Annotated in this window: 12 protein-coding genes; 3 read left to right on the top strand and 9 right to left on the bottom strand. The window is 62.6% G+C overall.

The features are described from left to right. Window positions 1-49: 49 nt before the first annotated feature. The 3 genes from AC1A0G_RS05050 to AC1A0G_RS05040 form a co-directional block, all read right to left on the bottom strand. Window positions 50-238, bottom strand: coding sequence for a hypothetical protein (locus tag AC1A0G_RS05050; protein ID WP_476528024.1), 189 nt, complete (start codon window positions 236-238; stop codon window positions 50-52). 79 nt (window positions 239-317) lie between these two features. Then, entirely contained in the window at window positions 318-2,396 is a 2,079-nt protein-coding gene (locus tag AC1A0G_RS05045; RefSeq protein ID WP_476528022.1) for a vWA domain-containing protein, read from the bottom strand. 803 nt (window positions 2,397-3,199) lie between these two features. Next, window positions 3,200-3,751 (bottom strand): YbaK/EbsC family protein, encoded by a 552-nt coding sequence (locus AC1A0G_RS05040; protein ID WP_476528020.1) that lies wholly within the window; start codon window positions 3,749-3,751, stop codon window positions 3,200-3,202. A gap of 655 nt (window positions 3,752-4,406) precedes the next feature. Here AC1A0G_RS05040 and AC1A0G_RS05035 point away from each other — a divergent pair. After that, the gene (locus tag AC1A0G_RS05035; RefSeq protein ID WP_476528018.1) at window positions 4,407-5,183 is read left to right on the top strand and encodes a hypothetical protein; all 777 of its coding nucleotides are present in this window, start codon (window positions 4,407-4,409) and stop codon (window positions 5,181-5,183) included. Window positions 5,184-5,685: 502 nt separating this feature from the next. Here the strand turns inward: AC1A0G_RS05035 and AC1A0G_RS05030 are convergent. Then, window positions 5,686-6,330: a response regulator gene (locus AC1A0G_RS05030; protein WP_476528016.1), complete on the bottom strand. Its 645-nt coding sequence runs from the start codon at window positions 6,328-6,330 to the stop codon at window positions 5,686-5,688. Between the two features lie 31 nt (window positions 6,331-6,361). Beyond that, window positions 6,362-7,954 (bottom strand): DUF6020 family protein, encoded by a 1,593-nt coding sequence (locus AC1A0G_RS05025; RefSeq protein WP_476528014.1) that lies wholly within the window; start codon window positions 7,952-7,954, stop codon window positions 6,362-6,364. 367 nt (window positions 7,955-8,321) lie between these two features. Between AC1A0G_RS05025 and AC1A0G_RS05020 the strand changes: the two genes are divergently transcribed. After that, window positions 8,322-8,471 (top strand): hypothetical protein, encoded by a 150-nt coding sequence (locus AC1A0G_RS05020; protein ID WP_476528012.1) that lies wholly within the window; start codon window positions 8,322-8,324, stop codon window positions 8,469-8,471. Between the two features lie 98 nt (window positions 8,472-8,569). On the opposite strand, the gene aspS is transcribed toward AC1A0G_RS05020, so the two are convergent. Beyond that, entirely contained in the window at window positions 8,570-10,366 is a 1,797-nt protein-coding gene (gene aspS / locus AC1A0G_RS05015) for an aspartate--tRNA ligase (RefSeq protein WP_476505939.1), read from the bottom strand. Between the two features lie 79 nt (window positions 10,367-10,445). Continuing rightward, window positions 10,446-11,840, bottom strand: a complete 1,395-nt coding sequence (gene hisS, locus AC1A0G_RS05010; protein WP_476528010.1) for a histidine--tRNA ligase — start codon at window positions 11,838-11,840, stop codon at window positions 10,446-10,448. Window positions 11,841-11,943: 103 nt separating this feature from the next. On the opposite strand from hisS, the gene AC1A0G_RS05005 reads away from it, so the two are divergent. Further along, on the top strand, window positions 11,944-13,413 hold the full coding sequence (locus AC1A0G_RS05005; protein WP_476528008.1) for a DUF349 domain-containing protein: 1,470 nt from the start codon (window positions 11,944-11,946) through the stop codon (window positions 13,411-13,413). A gap of 475 nt (window positions 13,414-13,888) precedes the next feature. Here the strand turns inward: AC1A0G_RS05005 and AC1A0G_RS05000 are convergent, their stop codons facing one another. Next, window positions 13,889-14,644 carry a creatininase gene (locus AC1A0G_RS05000; protein WP_476528006.1) on the bottom strand — a complete coding sequence of 252 codons (756 nt, stop codon included), beginning with the start codon at window positions 14,642-14,644 and terminating at the stop codon, window positions 13,889-13,891. A gap of 186 nt (window positions 14,645-14,830) precedes the next feature. Continuing rightward, entirely contained in the window at window positions 14,831-16,201 is a 1,371-nt protein-coding gene (locus AC1A0G_RS04995) for an MFS transporter (RefSeq protein WP_476528005.1), read from the bottom strand. Window positions 16,202-16,246 lie beyond the last annotated feature (45 nt).

The raw sequence follows: 16,246 nt of genomic DNA, 5'->3' as shown, positions 1-16,246 counted from the left end.
TCGCGGGCGTCGAACCGGAAGACGACGAAACCCCACAAGCCGACGCGGACTAGGATTTCACGCTCACCACAGGTGAGGCACCACTCCGGATTACGCGCTCATTTTCAAATGAGGCACCTCGGCAGTCGATGCCCGTACCGCCCAGACCGATCGCGAGCACCGCGGAATTATCCTGCTCGGACTGCTGCATACGATCGATCACGCCACCACCGGCGGTGAGCAAGAGCTTCTCGTACATGAATGTTCCTTTCAATTATGGATTGTGTTATGTGATGTCTGTATTTATTCAGATCTATTCGGATTCGGCTGTGCTCGAATCAGAAGTGGTTCGCCTTGCGGCTGACGAAGCGGATATTGATGCCCTGCTTGGCATCGGGGCTCTGGCGAACATCGACCGCATAGCCGTCACCCATGATCTTCACCTTCTTGGTCATGCGGCCTTGGGCGTATGCGGGCTTCTTCAGCACCAGCGTCACATAGTCCTTGCCGGATGCCTGTAGGTACGAGGAGCGCGGATCGAGGCCATGCGTGTTGATGCCGAAGGCGAACAGCTTGATACGGCCACGGTTGCGTTCGCGGCTGACTTCCGCAAACTGCGCGCTGTAGTTCTCCTCGTCGAACTCGCTGGCGTAGCAGGTGCCGTAGAAGCGCTTGTTCAGGGCGATCCACAGCAGCAGAAGCACCACGATGATCGCGATGACGATGCCCGCGATGATCGCGATGGCCGTGATCAGACCGATGTTGATGGTCTTGACCAGCACGTTGAACGTGCAGGACGCGCCGTCGGAATCGGTGGCACGGATGGTGAACGACCCCTGCGACAGGCTGCTGACCGTACCGAACGTAAGCGTGAGCTTCGAGCCGTTAAGCTTGTATTCGTCTTTGTTGAACGCGGTGGAATCAACCGCGTAGGTCAGGGTCTTGTCCTGCGCGTCGGTGGCGCCCGGCGTCAGATCGATGTCGACGGTGTTCTTGAAGAACGGCCACAGCTTCACGGTCTTCTCGATGTCGCCGTTGGGCTTCGGGGCGCTGTTGCCCACGTCGAACGTCAGTTCGTTGGAGGTCACATCGTAGCCTTCGCCGGTCACACGCGCCTTGACCTTGTACGAACCCTTCTTGTCGAAGGTCACCTTGCCGGCAAAGCCCTTGTCGGCGGCCTTGAGATCCACGTCCTGGGACTTGCCCTTGCCGTCGGTCACGGTGGCCACGGCCTTGAACTTGCTCAGTCGATCGCCGCTGGCGGCCTGGCCGCCTTCGAGCACGGAGGCATTCAACGTCACGGCATCGCCCGCGGCGTATTCCTTCTTGGTGTCCTCGGCCTTGAGCTCGGTCGACAGATCCGTGTTGCGCACGATGTCGATGCGCACATGATCTCCCGGCGTACCGGCGATCGTGTACTTCCACGTGCCTTGCGCCGGCTTCTTGACCTTCATCGACACGAACGCGTCGGTGGAGAACGTATCGGCCGACAGCGCATCCTTGGTATACTGCTTGCCGTTCGGATCAGTCAGGCTGTAATCCGTGGGCTTGCCGGTCACCATGATGTTGACTTCCTCGACACCGACCGAAGCCACGTCGAACGTGCCTTCCGCCTTGCCGGAATCGGGGATGGTCAGGTCCACTCCCTTATCACTCTTGGTCGCGAACACCATCTTGTAGTACATGTCGAACACGTCGGTCAGATCGCTGGCGTTCTTGACTTCCTTGAACTGGCCGCCGGTGGCGTTCGACAGCTGCGACAGCTCGTTCGAGTTGGCGCTGCCGTCCGCGTTCAAGCTGATCGAGTAGATGCCGTATCCATTGCGTCGGGCCGTTTCCAGCGCCTGCGCCTTGGTCTGCAGGGACTGCTGCGTCTCGTCGTCGCTGCCCATAGCCGTGTTGCCGTCGGTCAGCAGCACGATCACGGACGGGATGTTCGGATCCTTGTTCTTATCCAGCATGTCATCGGCGGTCTGCAGACCCGCGCCGATGTTGGTCCAACCCTTGGCCGGAACCTTACGGATGTCGTCGAGGAACTGCTGTTTGGCCTGCACGCCGTCGACCGGCGCCAAGTCCTTCTTATAGGCGATGCCGTCGTTGAAGATCACGCCGCCGACCCGGTTGCCGGAATCCGCCAGCAACGCGACGAAACGGCCGATCGCGTCATAGCGCAGGTTCTTGGGGTCGGTGTCGTTCATCGATCCCGACGTGTCGGACACGAAGACGACGTTATATCGGTTTCGCCCGGTATTGCTGGACTGATCATCGGCATATGCCGCCGGCAGCACCATCGACAGCATCATCACCACCGCCGTCATCAGGGCAATCGTCGCCGCAACAATGCCGCGTATATCCCAGTGCAAGGCTTTCTCGCTGCCTCGCGCGGAACGAATCGTATCATGGCTGGAATCGACCATGCTCATTCCTCTTCTCGATTGACGCTCGTTCGCGGTCTCCCGCGACATGGACGTTAAGGGTCAACTGGTTCGCACTATACACCCTTACTGTGTGTGTCGATTAACGACATCCCACATCGTCATATACCGGACAATAATTCACCGGAAATTCGTTTCGTCCGCGCCAATCTCACCCCATCACCCCCCTCTTAGCCAGACCAAGCCGTAAAGCAAACGCTTGCGGCATTGGTAAGCGAGAAGCAAGCGCAGGGAGCCAACAGCACAGCCATCCAAAGACTGTCCATAATCCCCAAACGATGGCGGCAAAGCCGAAAAACACCATGCCCCACACACCAAGCCTGGAACCCCACAGAAGCTGTCAGCCCCTCGGCTCCCTCGGCCGAGAGCTGTCAGCAAAGCTGACCGAGGGAGCGTCAAAGCACCATGCCCTACACAGTTTGAAACCCCACAGAAGCTGGCGGAGCCTCGGCTCCCTCGGCCAGGCCGAGCCGTAAAGCAAACGCCGGCGGCGTTTGTAGGCGAGGAGCGAGCGACAGCGAGCCAACAACACAGCTTGCGTAGCGAGTCCATAATTGCAGGACGCTGTCAGCCGCAGGCTGACTGAGGGAGCGTCAAAACCAATCACCTACACGTCTTACCTAACCTTCTTTCCTCGTCCTAGTCCTAACAAGGATAGCCGTCAGCACAACTGACTGAGAGACCCGCCCCAAGCACTCTCTCTCGGCTCGCCAGTTTCCCCTCTTCCCCCGCTCCCCCTGACAGGGGGAGCTGTCAGCGAAGCTGACTGAGGGGGTCCAAAGCAATCACCCTCTCGGCTTGCCTAGCCCCGCCACAAACGTTACCCCGGGAATATCCGCGAAAATCGACCCATCCACCACCAGCTTCGACGGGCGAATCCCCGAGCCGATGTACAGCTTCGACACCGCAAGAATATGCTGGTCCACCAGCAGCGGCCACTCTCCCGGCAGTCCGATCGGCGACATGCCGCCTGACTCCATGCCGGTCGCTTCCACTGCGTCGGCGATCGGCGCGAAGCTCACCTTGCTCACCTCCAGCGTGTGCTTGACCACGCCGTTCAGGTCGGCCCGCGTGTCCGCCGTCACGAACGCGGCGGCGAACTGCGGCGGCGCCTTGCGCGTCTTATGCGTATGCACCACAACCACGTTGCCTGTGTTTTCGAACGGCACACCGTATTTCGGACACCACAGGTCGGTGTCCGATTCCTCATCCGTGTTGATCGTGACGCCAAGGATCTTGCTTTCCGGTACGCCGGCCGCGACCAGTCCCTTCAGCGCGTCGAACACCGGTTTCGCCAGCAGATCCCCATCATGCCAGTCAAGTATTTCCAGAGTCATAGGTATGCCTCCCCCGCAACTTGTTACGAGCCAGCATACCGGCCGCGCGCCGCCCGCAACACCGCCCGCCTATAGACGTTCCTTATGGCCGCTTATCCGCGCTTGGCCCGTCTTGCACAGATGCGTATTCGAACTGGATCTGTAACTAGGGATCGCGGACGAGCGCATATCCGCATTGAGCCCGTCTCACATCCGCCCATTCAGGCTTCGCCCATCACACCAGTTCAGGCTTTACCTGTCACGCGCCCATCCGCCGTCGTTCCGCTGCGCCCCAATGCCGCATTGACCGAAATATCCCGCCAAAGGCCATCTTGCGTGATATTCCTGCTAGCATCCCCCGCTACTAGCAAAAACATCACGCAAACAACCCCTCCAGCGTGACATTCCTGCTAGCATCCTCTGGACACTATCCCCAGCATCGCGCAATCACCCCTCCTCGCGTGATGTTTTTGCTAGTAAACCCAATTACTAGCAAAAACATCACGCCAGTAACCGACCTATGCGATATTCCGGCTAACGCTCCTAGATATATTCGGCTGTCATCCAGATATATTCTGGTTAGTATCTTTGTCTGTCCCGACATCACGCACGAGAACCGGCTTGCGTGGAGCACCGCTCCACTGATTCCGCGCATCGGCTGTGCCATGATGGAGGCATGTTCGTAGCCCGGTCTGCATCATCTGTTCGTGCAATGTTCCGCACGCGGCGTACCCGACTCGCCATCGGCTGCGCCGCGATCGCATGCTGCGTGCTGGTGGAAACCGTGCTGCGATGGCCGGCCGTCAATTTTCACCTGTCGTATCTGCTCATTCCGCTGCTCGCGCTGGCGTCGCTCGCCGCGCTGCCGTTCGTTCCGGAGGCGGGCGCTTGGCTCATAACGACGCTGACCTGCGTGGGACTTGTCTCGCCGTTCCCGATGTCGTATTCGTATCTGCTGGCGATGGCGCTGGCCGCAGGACTGATCTGGCGGGAGAACCGGTGGGCCGCGGGATTGGCTGTCGCACTTGCCGTCACCGCGCTACTGATCGACCGCAAGATGCTGTTCGGACTGGGTGTGACCGATTCGGTGGTGATTTCGTTCGCATACTGCATGTTCGCGATCGTGATCGGATTGGTGTCGCGCTGGATGGCCGATCACCGGCGGATGCGCGATCGAGCCCGGCAACGTCGCGAACGCGATCGCATCGCCGCTTCGCTGCACGATCGGACCACGAACGATCTGGCGAACGCGATCATGCTGATCAACGCCGATCTGGAACGAGACGATCTGCCGCAATCGCAGTTGGACGACCTGCGCATGATCCGATCCTTCATCCAGCACGCCATGACCGGCACGTATCAGGCCATCGACACGCTTGACGGGGATGATTCACGTCCGGGTCTGCCTGCTTACGGCTCGAAAGCGGGCGGTCGCGGACGCGAAAATCCGTAAGTGGGTGTTTGCCTACCATGAAAACGCCCAGAATCGCGTTTTCGTGGTATGCAAACACCCACTTATCTTTTCAAGGTAGGGATTCACCCACTTATGAAGGCCGTTCGTGGTAGGCGAACGCCCACTTACGAATTGGATGTCCGCAAACACCCACTTTCCATCAATGTTCGTGGTAGGTAAATGCCCACTTACAGATTCACAGCAGATTCCACGTCCGCAAACACCCACTTTCACCTATTTCATACGGTAGGCAAACACCCACTTATGAGTTCACGACTGATTTCACGTCCGAGAACACCGTTCCATATGGTCTACAAACACCCACTACGAATCGACTCCAATATCACAAACAAACCGGCGTCCGTAAACACCCACTTATGGAACGGAGTTGGAGCCCAAGAGAGTGGCGACGACGAAATCGACCGCAAACACCCACTTACGAAACGGAAACACGATATGCTTCGTCACCGCCCACGGTCACGCCTCGCGTATGAAACGATCGTCACCGGCCAAGAAACAGGCGAATGGCTTCGGCACGGGTGACGGCACCGAGCTTGCGCTTCGCATGCCGTGTGACGACGAACACGGTGGACGCCTTGATACCGAGCCGTTCGGCGATCTCCTCGGTGGTGCGGTTCGCGGCGTACAGGCGCAGCACCGCGCGTTCCTGATCGGATAACGCCGCCGTGCGCCGCGCAGTCGCGGCCAACGACTCATGTGCGGCGACAGCGGTCATAAACCCGTCGAACGCACCGCCGTCAGCCACCGCCGATATCGCCGCGGCCAGCTCCTTCGGCATCGCATCTTTGCCGATCAGCCCTTGCGCGCCCGCGTCGATCGCCGCTTGCCGATAATGGTTGCGCGAATACGAGGTCATGCACAGGATCGCCGGCCGCACCGCGGCTTCACGGATCGCGCGGCACACATCAGCGCCATCCGCACCCGCACCCGGCTCGGCGCACAGCGACATGTCCAGCACCAGCACGTCCGGCACCTGCGCATCGCCTTCGTGCAGACACCGATGCACGGCCGCCCGCCCGTCTTCGGCTGCCCAGATCACACTCGCACCGGGCATGGCCCGTCCGATGATCTGCGCCAGCATACCCAGTGCGAACCGGTCATTGTCCACGATCGCGATCGTTGTCATAGCCATCATTATCCCGCATCGCCGACCGCGTTCAGCCGCGTGATGTGTGCCCGACACACGGCAGCGCGGCGAACAACGGCAGAGCGCAAAACACCGGGATCGGATACCAGAACAGGGCCTCGGGCGAGGCGTATAGCGACAGGACCGTGAAGAACAGCAGGGAGAACGCGGCGAGGCGTGAGATGGGAGGGAAGATCTCTCCGCTCGCTTCGCTCGGTCGAGATGACAGACAAGAGGCTTTGCTCGGTCGAGATGACAGACGTCTGCGGACCGACTGTACGGTCAACGTCATCATGATCATCAGCGGAATCCATGTGACGTACAGGGCAATCGACGTAAGCGGGTTGTCATCGCGCACCCACCGACGTATCCGGTCAAGCAGCTCCCGTTGCCACGTGGGCTTGCTCGACGTGCCCATCAGTGGCGTCAGATCGCGAGCAATCCGCACCACGCGCAACGCCGCAACGGTGTCCGCATCGGCGGTATCAGCCCTCTTCCGTCCGGCAAGACCCGCATCCTCCGGCAGGAACGTGGCCCATTGCCGCAGGTACCAGCCGCGCAGAAGATAATCCGAATCGGTCGGATATGCGAAGTTCACGCGCGGGTCCCACCAGCCGCGAATCGGCCCGGACCATGCTTTGAGATACTCCCCCGGATAGGCCAGTCCCAGCTCGGCCCACACGCGCAACGCCGCGAGTTTCGCGCCCGCGGACGGCTGCGGGTCCTCACGCAGGGTCTGGAACGTCTCGTTGGTGCGGTGCGGATTGATTTCAAGCGCCGCCTGATCGAGTCGCATGATCGCGTTCAGCGATGCCCGCTGTTCCCGAGACATCGCGGATGGCCGGTCGTGCGCAACCTGCGCAACCGGCTGGGTCACGATACCCCACAGTTCACGCGACGGCGACTGGTTGGCGCGCGTCGCCGCGGCGGCAACCGGCGCAAACACGCCTTGCGCAAGCACGATCGCCACACACAAACACGCAAGCGTCCGGCGGCGAATCCGGCCGCTCCGGCACGCAACCAGCAACGCTGCGCCGGAACACAGCACGATCATCAGCGCCGTGCGTTTCGACGCGATCACTGCGAACGTAAGCATCACGAACGTCCATGCCACCGGTCGCCGCCCCAGCATCAGTCCATGCGTCCGGCAGATCTCCGTGAACAGCACGGCAAACGGCAGAAAGAACACGGTATGCAGCGAATCCTTGCCCATCGTGCCGACCGAGCCGACCACCACGTAACTCGTGGCGAGATACAGCAGTCCCAGCATGCGCAGCCATCGTGGCGCGCCGAGTTTGCGAACGTAACACAGCATCAGCGCGCATCCGGAGGCCAACAGCAGCACCTGTACGCCCGTATAGATCGCCTCGCCGATCAGCGGTGAGCCGAGCGCGTCACCGGTCTTCCAGAACAGGCCGAAGATCAGCGTGTCGAACAGCGGGTGCTGCGTGTAGTACCGGTGCAGTCCGGCGGTCTGCAGGTACTGCGCGAGCGTGTCGTCGCGCATCGCGCCCGGCCAGATCAGCGCAAGATACGGCAGCCACGCCACGATCAACACCGCGCAATACGGCACGAACCGTGCTCGTATCGCCGCGTCGAACGTGGACGGCCGACGATCCGTCAACCGCACTTTCAGCCGCGACCAAGCCGAACCGATCGCAGTGCCGACAGTTATGCCGATCGGTGGATGCCGCGACGATCGTGCCGATGGATTCGCACCGTCCGGCAGTCGGCGCGATGACGATTCCGTGCCGGCTGTTATGAGATCCGATGATGACATGTTCACACGCTTCGCAGATGACCGTTGGCCCGCGCATGTTCCGCGGGGTTCCCGCCTTCACTGTAGTCGATGACGTTGTGAACCGGCCATAACCAGGCGATATAACGCAGGTCTTGTGTCGCGCGCGGATTCATGATTGGATTATCGGTCAACGGCGAGGGGACGCCGTATCGATTACTGCCGCGTCACGCAACGAAAGGGGGATGCGCGGATGGTATACACCACATTGGATTTTGCCGAACAGTACCTGTTACATACCGAGGTCGTCATGGCGAGCGATGCGACGGCCGCGCACGCCCCGCACCGCGGCACCGACGGCTCCATCGCCGACGGCGTGATCGCCAGCCAGCCGGACGACTGACTATGATAGCGGCCACCGATCAGCGGCCAAGCGCACACCAACACGACAAGAGGGCGGCCCCATGCGGGAACCGCCCTCTCAGTCAGTGAGCATCAATCTCAGTCTTCATCTTCCGGATCGTAGTCGACGCCCGTCTCGGCGCGCTGCGCGTCGGTAATCGGAGCCGGGGCGCCGGTCAGCGGGTCGCGGCCGCCGCCGGCCTTCGGGAAGGCGATGACGTCGCGGATGGTGTCGGTGCCGGCAAGGATCGACACGGTGCGATCCCAGCCGAGCGCGATGCCCGCGTGCGGCGGGGCGCCGTACTTGAACGCCTCGAGCAGGAAGCCGAACTTCTCCTCGGCCTCTTCCTTGCCGATGCCGAGCACGTTGAGCACGCGGTCCTGGATGTCGTCGCGGTGGATACGCACGGAGCCGCCGCCCATCTCCTCGCCGTTGCAGACGATGTCGTAGGAGTCGGACATGGCGTGTTCCGGGTCCTGGTCGAACTTGTCGATCCAATCCTTGGACGGCATGGTGAACGGGTGGTGCATGGAGGTCCACTTGGAGTGGCCGACCGCCACATCGTCGTCGTCCGGATCGTCGGTGCGCTTGAACAGCGGGAAGTCCACGACCCAGGTGAACGCGAACTTCTTCGGGTCCAGCAGACCTTCACGGCGGGCCAGCTCGACGCGCACGGCGCCGAGCAGCAGCTGCGAGGACTCGCGCGAACCGGCGGCGAAGAACACGGCGTCGCCCGGCTCGGCACCAACGGCCTCACGCAGACCGGCGCGCTCCTCCTCGGACAGGTTCTTGGCGACCGGTCCCTTGAGCTCGCCGTCCTCGGCGAAGACCACGTACGCGAGGCCCTTGGCGCCGCGCTGCTTCGCCCACTCCTGCCATGCGTCGAACTGGCGACGCGGCGTGGCGGCACCGCCCTTGAAGACGACCGCACCCACGTACGGAGCCTGGAACACGCGGAACGGCGTGTTCTTGAAGTAGTCGGTCAGTTCGACGAGCGGATTGCCGAAGCGCAGGTCCGGCTTGTCGGAACCGTACTTGTCCATCGCCTCCTGCCACGAGATGCGCGGCAGCGGCAGCTGGATCTCATAGCCGGCGGTCTTCCAGATCGCGGCGACGACCTTCTCGGCCATGGCCATCACGTCTTCCTGGTCGACGTAGCTCATCTCCATGTCGAGCTGCGTGAACTCGGGCTGACGGTCGGCACGGAAGTCCTCGTCGCGGTAGCAGCGGGCGAGCTGGTAGTAACGCTCGACGCCGGAGACCATGAGCAGCTGCTTGAGCAGCTGCGGGGACTGCGGCAGCGCGTACCACGAGCCCGGCACGAGGCGGGCCGGCACGAGGAAGTCGCGCGCGCCTTCCGGCGTGGACTTGATGAACGTCGGGGTTTCGACCTCGGTGAAGTCCATGTCCTCGAGCGCGTGACGGGCGGCCTTGGCCATGTCGGAGCGCAGCTTCAAGTTGTGCTGCATGGACGGACGACGCAGGTCGAGGTAGCGGTACTTGAGGCGCACATCCTCGCCCGGCAGCTTGTTCTCGGACTCGTTCTCAAGCGCGGTGGAGACCTGGAACGGCAGGGCGTCGGCCTTGGCGAGGATTTCGATGGACTCGGCCACGACCTCGATCTTGCCGGTCGCCAGATGCGTGTTCTCGTTGCCGTCCGGGCGCAGACGCACCTCGCCGACGACCTGGATGACGAATTCGGAACGCAGCGGACGCGCCATCTCCTCGTCGTAGATCACGACCTGCACGAGGCCGGTCGAATCGCGAAGATCGATGAAGGCCACGCCGCCGTGGTCACGGCGACGGTCGACCCAACCCGCGAGCGTCACCTTCTGGCCGACGAGCGCTTCGGTCACGTCGGTCGCATGATGTGTTCTGTAAGCCGTCTGGCTCATGCTTCCTCTATTTCTGTGTCATGGGCGTCCGCCGTCCGCACGAGTCGGCGCGAACGGGCAGACGCCGCAACAAACGGACTCAGCGATCCGCTACTTCCACGGTTTGCCGGGCAACCACACTATCCGGCTCCCAAGACTGGGAATCGGCTTGCGTCTGCTCGCCCGAAACGATGTTCTTGACTTCGTCGTGAGCGTTCTCATCGGCCTTGTCCGCCGGGAACCACACGTACGGGATGCCGAGCTTGTCGGCGTACTTGATCTGCTTGCCGAGCTTGGCCGCAGTGGGGGCCACGTCGGCGGCGATGCCGCGTGCACGCAGATCGGCCGCGATGAGGTTGGACTGGGTGCGGTCCTCCTCGTTCCACACGGCGACGAGCACGGCGGCCGGCGAGACGCGGCTGGCGTGCGCGCCGGCGGTGTGCAGCATGTACGACACGAGTCGCGACAGGCCGATCGACAGGCCGACGCCGGGGTACTTGCGGTTGCCCTGCGAGGCGAGGTTGTCGTAGCGGCCGCCGGAGCAGATCGATCCGAGCGACGCGGCGCCGTCGAGGAACGTTTCGTAGACGGAGCCTGTGTAGTAGTCGAGTCCGCGGGCGATCTTCAGGTCGGCGATCACCGAGCCGGGACGGATGCGTGCGGATTCGTCGACGATCATCGCAAGCGTGTCGAGTCCCTGACGGGCGAGCACGTATGCTTCCGAATCGGCGGCGATGTTGTGCTTGGCGCACAGCGCGTCGAACTTGACGGCCAGTTCGTCGCCGTTCGCGGCGGTCAGATCGGCCAGTTCGAGGCACGCGCGGGCCTGCGCCTCGTTCGCGCCGCAGCCGTCGACCAGAAGTTTGACAACTTCGTCCGCGCCGATCTTGTCGAGCTTGTCGATCTCGCGCAGCACGCCTTCGATGTCGGTCAGTCCAAGACCGCGGTAGAAGCCTTCGGACAGCTTGCGGTTGTTCGCGTGCACGGTCGCCTTCGGTAGGCCATACGCGCGCAGCTGCTCGAGCGCGGAGACCATGACCAGTGGCAGCTCGACCTCGTAGTGGTCGGGCAGGTCGCCTTGGCCGATCACGTCGATGTCGGCCTGCACGAACTCGCGGAAACGACCTTCCTGCGGGCGTTCGCCGCGCCATACCTTCTGGATCTGCCAGCGCTTGAACGGGAACGCGAGATCGCCGGAATGTTCGACGACGTACCGGCTCAGCGGCACGGTTAGGTCGAAATGCAGGCCGAGACGGTCCTCGATCGGAGTGTCGTTCTCCTGACCGACCTCCTGCAGACGGCTCAGCAGGTAGATCTCCTTGCTGGTCTCGCCTTTCTTGAGCAGACTCGAACCCTGCTCGACCGCGCGAGTCTCAATGCCGATGAAGCCATTAAGCTCGAAAACCCTACGGAGCGTGTCGATGACACGCTGCTCCACGACACGTTCAGAGGGGAGCCACTCTGGAAATCCTGAAATAGATGCGCCTTTAGCCACGGTTCCCTATAATAAGGGAGGTTGCGGAAAACGCGGCAGGGTTTTCGTTGCCCTGCGCGCAGTCCGAAACCCCTCTACCACCTTGTAGCTTAAGGAGCTGGCCATGGCCGACGAGAACGTCACCGAATCCGAGAACACCACCGAAACCACCGAGCAGGCAAGCACGCCCGCTCCCCAGGAGCAGGCCAGCGCCGCCGCAACACCGTCACCCGCAGCAGCCGCGAAGCCGTCTCCGGCCGCGCTGGCGAAGCCGCACGCGCCGTCGCCGGCCGTCTTCGCGAAGAAGCCGCAGCACACCGCCGCCCCGGCTCCGACCGCCACCGGCTACGCCGAGGATCAGGTCAAGGCCGCCGAGGCGTTCGGCCGCGTGGACGACAACGGCACCGTCTATGTCAAGGACGGCGAGTCCGAGCGCGAGGTCGGCCAGTTCCCCGACGTGTCGAAGGAGGAGGCGCTGGCGCTGTACGCCCGCCGTTTCCTCGACCTCAAGGGCAAGCTGAACATGTTCGCCGGACGCCTCAAGTCCAACAACGTGAAGGCGCATGAGATCGACGAGACGATCAAGTCGCTCGCCGAGGAGACCGCTCAGCCGGCCGTCGTCGGCGACATCGCCGCGCTCAAGGCGCAGTTCGAGGCCCTGAAGGCCGAGGGCGAAGCCAAGAAGGCGAAGATCACCGAGGCCCGCAAGGCTGCGGTCGCCAAGGCCGTCGAGGAGCGCACCGCGATCGTCGTCAAGGCCGAGGAGCTGGCCGCCTCGCTGGGCGACAGCACGAACTGGCGTTCCACCGCCGACAAGTTCCGCGCTCTGTTCGACCAGTGGCAGGAGCACCAGCGCACCACGGTCCGCATCGACAAGGCCGACGCGGACGCGCTGTGGAAGCGTTTCTCCGCCGCCCGCACCACGTTCAACCAGGCTCGCCGCAAGTGGGCGCAGGCCCGCGACACCGAGCGCAACGCCGCGAAGGAGGCCAAGGAGGCCATCATCGCCGAGGCGAACGCACTTAAGGATTCGACCGCGTGGGGCGAGACGTCGCGCAAGTTCAACGAGCTGATGGACCGCTGGAAGCAGGCCGGCCGCGCTGGCCGCAGCGAGGACGACGCCCTGTGGGCGCAGTTCCGTGCCGCCGCCGACGCGTTCTTCAACGCGCGTCAGGCCGACCGCGACCAGATCTCCTCCTCCGAGAAGGAGAACCTCGCCAAGAAGGAGGCCCTGCTGGTCAAGGCCGAGGCGCTCGTGCCGGTTGCCGACGAGGCCGCCGCGAAGAAGGCCCGTCAGGCCCTCGCCGCCATTCAGGAGGAGTGGGATCAGATCGGCTACGTGCCGCGTGACGACATGCGCCGCATCGAGGGCCGTCTCGACGCGGTCGACAAGCAGATCAAGGCCGTCGAGGACGCCGCGTGGAAGAAGACCGATCCGGAGGCCGACGCCCGCAAGTCCAGCTTCGAGGAGCAGCTCAACGCGCAACTCGCCGAGCTGAACGAGAAGATCGCCGCCGAGTCCGATCCGAAGAAGAAGGCCAAGCTCGAGGCCGAGAAGGCCACCAAGGAGCAGTGGCTCAACGCCATCAAGTAAGGCCCTGAAGTCATACTGATACGGACTGACAGAAAGGGGCGGTCACCGGAAGCACATTCCGGTGACCGCCCCTTTGTCATACATGAAGACTGGGGAGGATTGCAAAGCTGGTGTGACACAGTTTGCTGTCACGCATCTCGGAGATGGGAGGTTTTGTGGGTTGTGTGACAGCGAATCTGTCATACAACCCACAAAACCTGATTTTCAGACGAAACGTGACAATCAAGAGACGTCAAGACCCCTGCAATACCAACAATTCTCAGGCAACAAACCGAACGCGGCCATTGGAAGCCTGTCACGCTTACGCAAAACCGCCCGCTTTCGCCAAAGCATGACACGATATCCAGCCACACCCGGCATGTAATCGTGCGCAACAGCAAAGCGTGACATCACACAAAGGCCCCTGCAGGACGAACCTTGCAGGGGCCATGCGGCTATCGACCGTTCAACCGGTTCTGCCAATCGCACGTGACGATCACGCGAACTCGGCCTCGCAGATGCGGGCCACCTCGTCCACGCACGCGTCGGCGATGAGCTTGCCGCGCTCGTCGGACGAACCGGCCGGATTCGCCAGGCCGCCGTGCGCCGGCACATCGCCCTGTCGCACCGGGTAGCGCACATACGACTTCGCTTCCGCGCCGGCCTCCTCGACCGCACGGTCCATGTGCACCAGCTCGGGCGCGTAGTGCAGCATCAGCGACGTCTCGGTCACGGCCGCATGTTCCAGCGCCCAGCCGGGGAACACCAGCCCGTCGAACACCTCGTCCACCACGGACTGCGGCAGCGGGTCCCACCAGTTCGTCTCGACGATGGTGGCCACTCCCCCGGTCTCTCGCGTGATCAGGTCGATCGCCTCCACGATGAACGCCTCGTTCTCGAAGTGCGCGTTCATCACCACGATCTTGGTGAAGCCGTCCGCGATCAGTTCGCTGAGCACGTCGTGCATCTGGTTGATGACGGTCACGCCGTTCATGTCGATGGTGCCGGGGAACAGCGGGCCGCCGCCGGACAGCGGCTTGGACTTGTACCCGTAGCTCAGCGTGGGCAGTACGGTGCCGTCGATCTTCTCGGCCAGATCTTCGGAGATGCGCGTGGCGAGCACCGCGTCGGTACCGATGGGCAGATGCTGCCCGTGCTGTTCGGTGGACCCGATCGGCACGATGACGGGACGGTTCTTCGCCTCCTTGAATTCCGGCCAGGTCATGTGGTCCATACGACGGTTGCTGCCCATTGCTGTACTCCTTTGCATTGCGGCGTGCGGTTTGTGGTTGGTTGAACAAGATAGTCGGGTTGCGTTAACGCGATGAGTTAACGAAACAAGATAACGCAGTAAGTTAACGCACATGACGAGCCCCCCTCGCCAAGGAGGGGAGCCGATCAGCGGGATATGTGCGTATCAGGATGCGAGACGCACCGATCAGATGTGGTTCAGATCCTTGTCCGTGTTCTCGTGGGAGAGGATCATGGCGACCAGCGCGATCGCGGCCACGCCCACCATGTACCAGGCCGGAGCGATGGACGAACCGGTCAGCGCGATCAGGCCGGTGGCGATGAAGGACGCGGTGCCGCCGAAGATCGCGTTCGCGAGGTTGAAGCTGAACGCGAAGCCGGTGAAGCGCACGGAGGTCGGGAACGTTTCGGTCAGATAGCTGGAGAGCGTGCCGTCGTTCGCGGTGAGCGTGGCGCACATGAGCAGCTCGACGATCAGCACCGGCCAGAACTGGGAGGTGTTGAGGATCAGGAAGGCCGGCACGGTGAGCGTGATGAACGCGACGCATGCGCCGATGAGCACCTTCTTGCGGCCGAACTTGTCGGAGATGTGGCCCATGCCGAACACCATGAACACGTAGGCGACCAGGCAGATCGTGGTGATGGTGCCGGACTGGGTGGCGTTCATGCCGACGGTGTCGGACAGGTAGGTCGGCAGGTAGGTGAGCACGGTGTAGAAGCCGACGGCGTTGAGCACGCAGGCGCCGAAGCTGATGGCGAGCGCCTTGAAGTGGCCGCGGAACAGCTCAGCCAGCGGGGCGAACATGCCGCCTTCGGCCACGGCCTTGTCGCCGGTGTTCTTGTCGGTCTTGGCTTCGAGCGCGTCGTTCATCTGCTGGTAGACCGGCGAGTCGGAGAGCTTGGTGCGGATGTAGAGCACGATCAGGCCGAGCGGACCGGCCATGAGGAACGGCACGCGCCATCCCCAGCCGACCATGACGAACTGGTCGAGCTGCGCGGTCATGACGGTGGCGAGCGTGGAGCCGGCGAGCAGGCCGATGGCGGTGGAGGCGGGGATCAGCGAGCAGTAGATGCCGCGCTTGCTGGTCGGCGCGTATTCGCCGAGGAACGTTGCGGCGCCGGCGTATTCGCCGGATGCGGAGAAGCCCTGCACCATGCGCAGGATCAGCAGCAGGATCGGCGCGCCCACGCCGATGACCGAGTAGGACGGCAGGCAGCCGATAAGGAAGCTCGCGCCGGACATGAACAGGATCGAGTGGGCCAGCGCGGCCTTGCGTCCCTTCTTGTCGCCGTAGCTGCCCCAGAACAGCGCGCCGATCGGGCGCAGCACGAAGGACAGCGCGAACACACCGAAGGTCTGGAGCATGGCGACGGTGTGGTTGCCGGTCGGGAAGAACACGAGCGCGATCGTGGTGGCGAAGTACGAGTAGGACGCGTAGTCGAACCATTCGATGAAGTTGCCGAGGAAGGAGGATACCGCCACCTTCCTGACCATCGCCTGTTCTTCGGTTTGCGGTGTGTTCATCAGTCGTGCGGAGGTGATCGTTGCCGAGCTCATGATGTCACGTCCTTTCGGGTGGGTGCAGATTTCGAACGTCTGTAA

It is taken from the genome of Bifidobacterium sp. LH_230, from assembly GCF_056357555.1.
The sequence above is the reverse complement of the archived record's forward strand: the minus strand, read 5'-3'. Positions and strand labels throughout refer to the sequence as shown.

What these genes read in the sequence shown, in the direction of transcription:
- AC1A0G_RS05050 (WP_476528024.1), bottom strand. Translation starts at nt 238, where the DNA reads ATGTACGAGAAGCTCTTGCTCACCGCCGGTGGTGGCGTGATCGATCGT.
- AC1A0G_RS05045 (WP_476528022.1), bottom strand. Translation starts at nt 2,396, where the DNA reads ATGGTCGATTCCAGCCATGATACGATTCGTTCCGCGCGAGGCAGCGAG.
- AC1A0G_RS05040 (WP_476528020.1), bottom strand. Translation starts at nt 3,751, where the DNA reads ATGACTCTGGAAATACTTGACTGGCATGATGGGGATCTGCTGGCGAAA.
- AC1A0G_RS05035 (WP_476528018.1), top strand. Translation starts at nt 4,407, where the DNA reads ATGTTCGTAGCCCGGTCTGCATCATCTGTTCGTGCAATGTTCCGCACG.
- AC1A0G_RS05030 (WP_476528016.1), bottom strand. Translation starts at nt 6,330, where the DNA reads ATGACAACGATCGCGATCGTGGACAATGACCGGTTCGCACTGGGTATG.
- AC1A0G_RS05020 (WP_476528012.1), top strand. Translation starts at nt 8,322, where the DNA reads ATGGTATACACCACATTGGATTTTGCCGAACAGTACCTGTTACATACC.
- aspS (WP_476505939.1), bottom strand. Translation starts at nt 10,366, where the DNA reads ATGAGCCAGACGGCTTACAGAACACATCATGCGACCGACGTGACCGAA.
- AC1A0G_RS05005 (WP_476528008.1), top strand. Translation starts at nt 11,944, where the DNA reads ATGGCCGACGAGAACGTCACCGAATCCGAGAACACCACCGAAACCACC.
- AC1A0G_RS05000 (WP_476528006.1), bottom strand. Translation starts at nt 14,644, where the DNA reads ATGGGCAGCAACCGTCGTATGGACCACATGACCTGGCCGGAATTCAAG.
- AC1A0G_RS04995 (WP_476528005.1), bottom strand. Translation starts at nt 16,201, where the DNA reads ATGAGCTCGGCAACGATCACCTCCGCACGACTGATGAACACACCGCAA.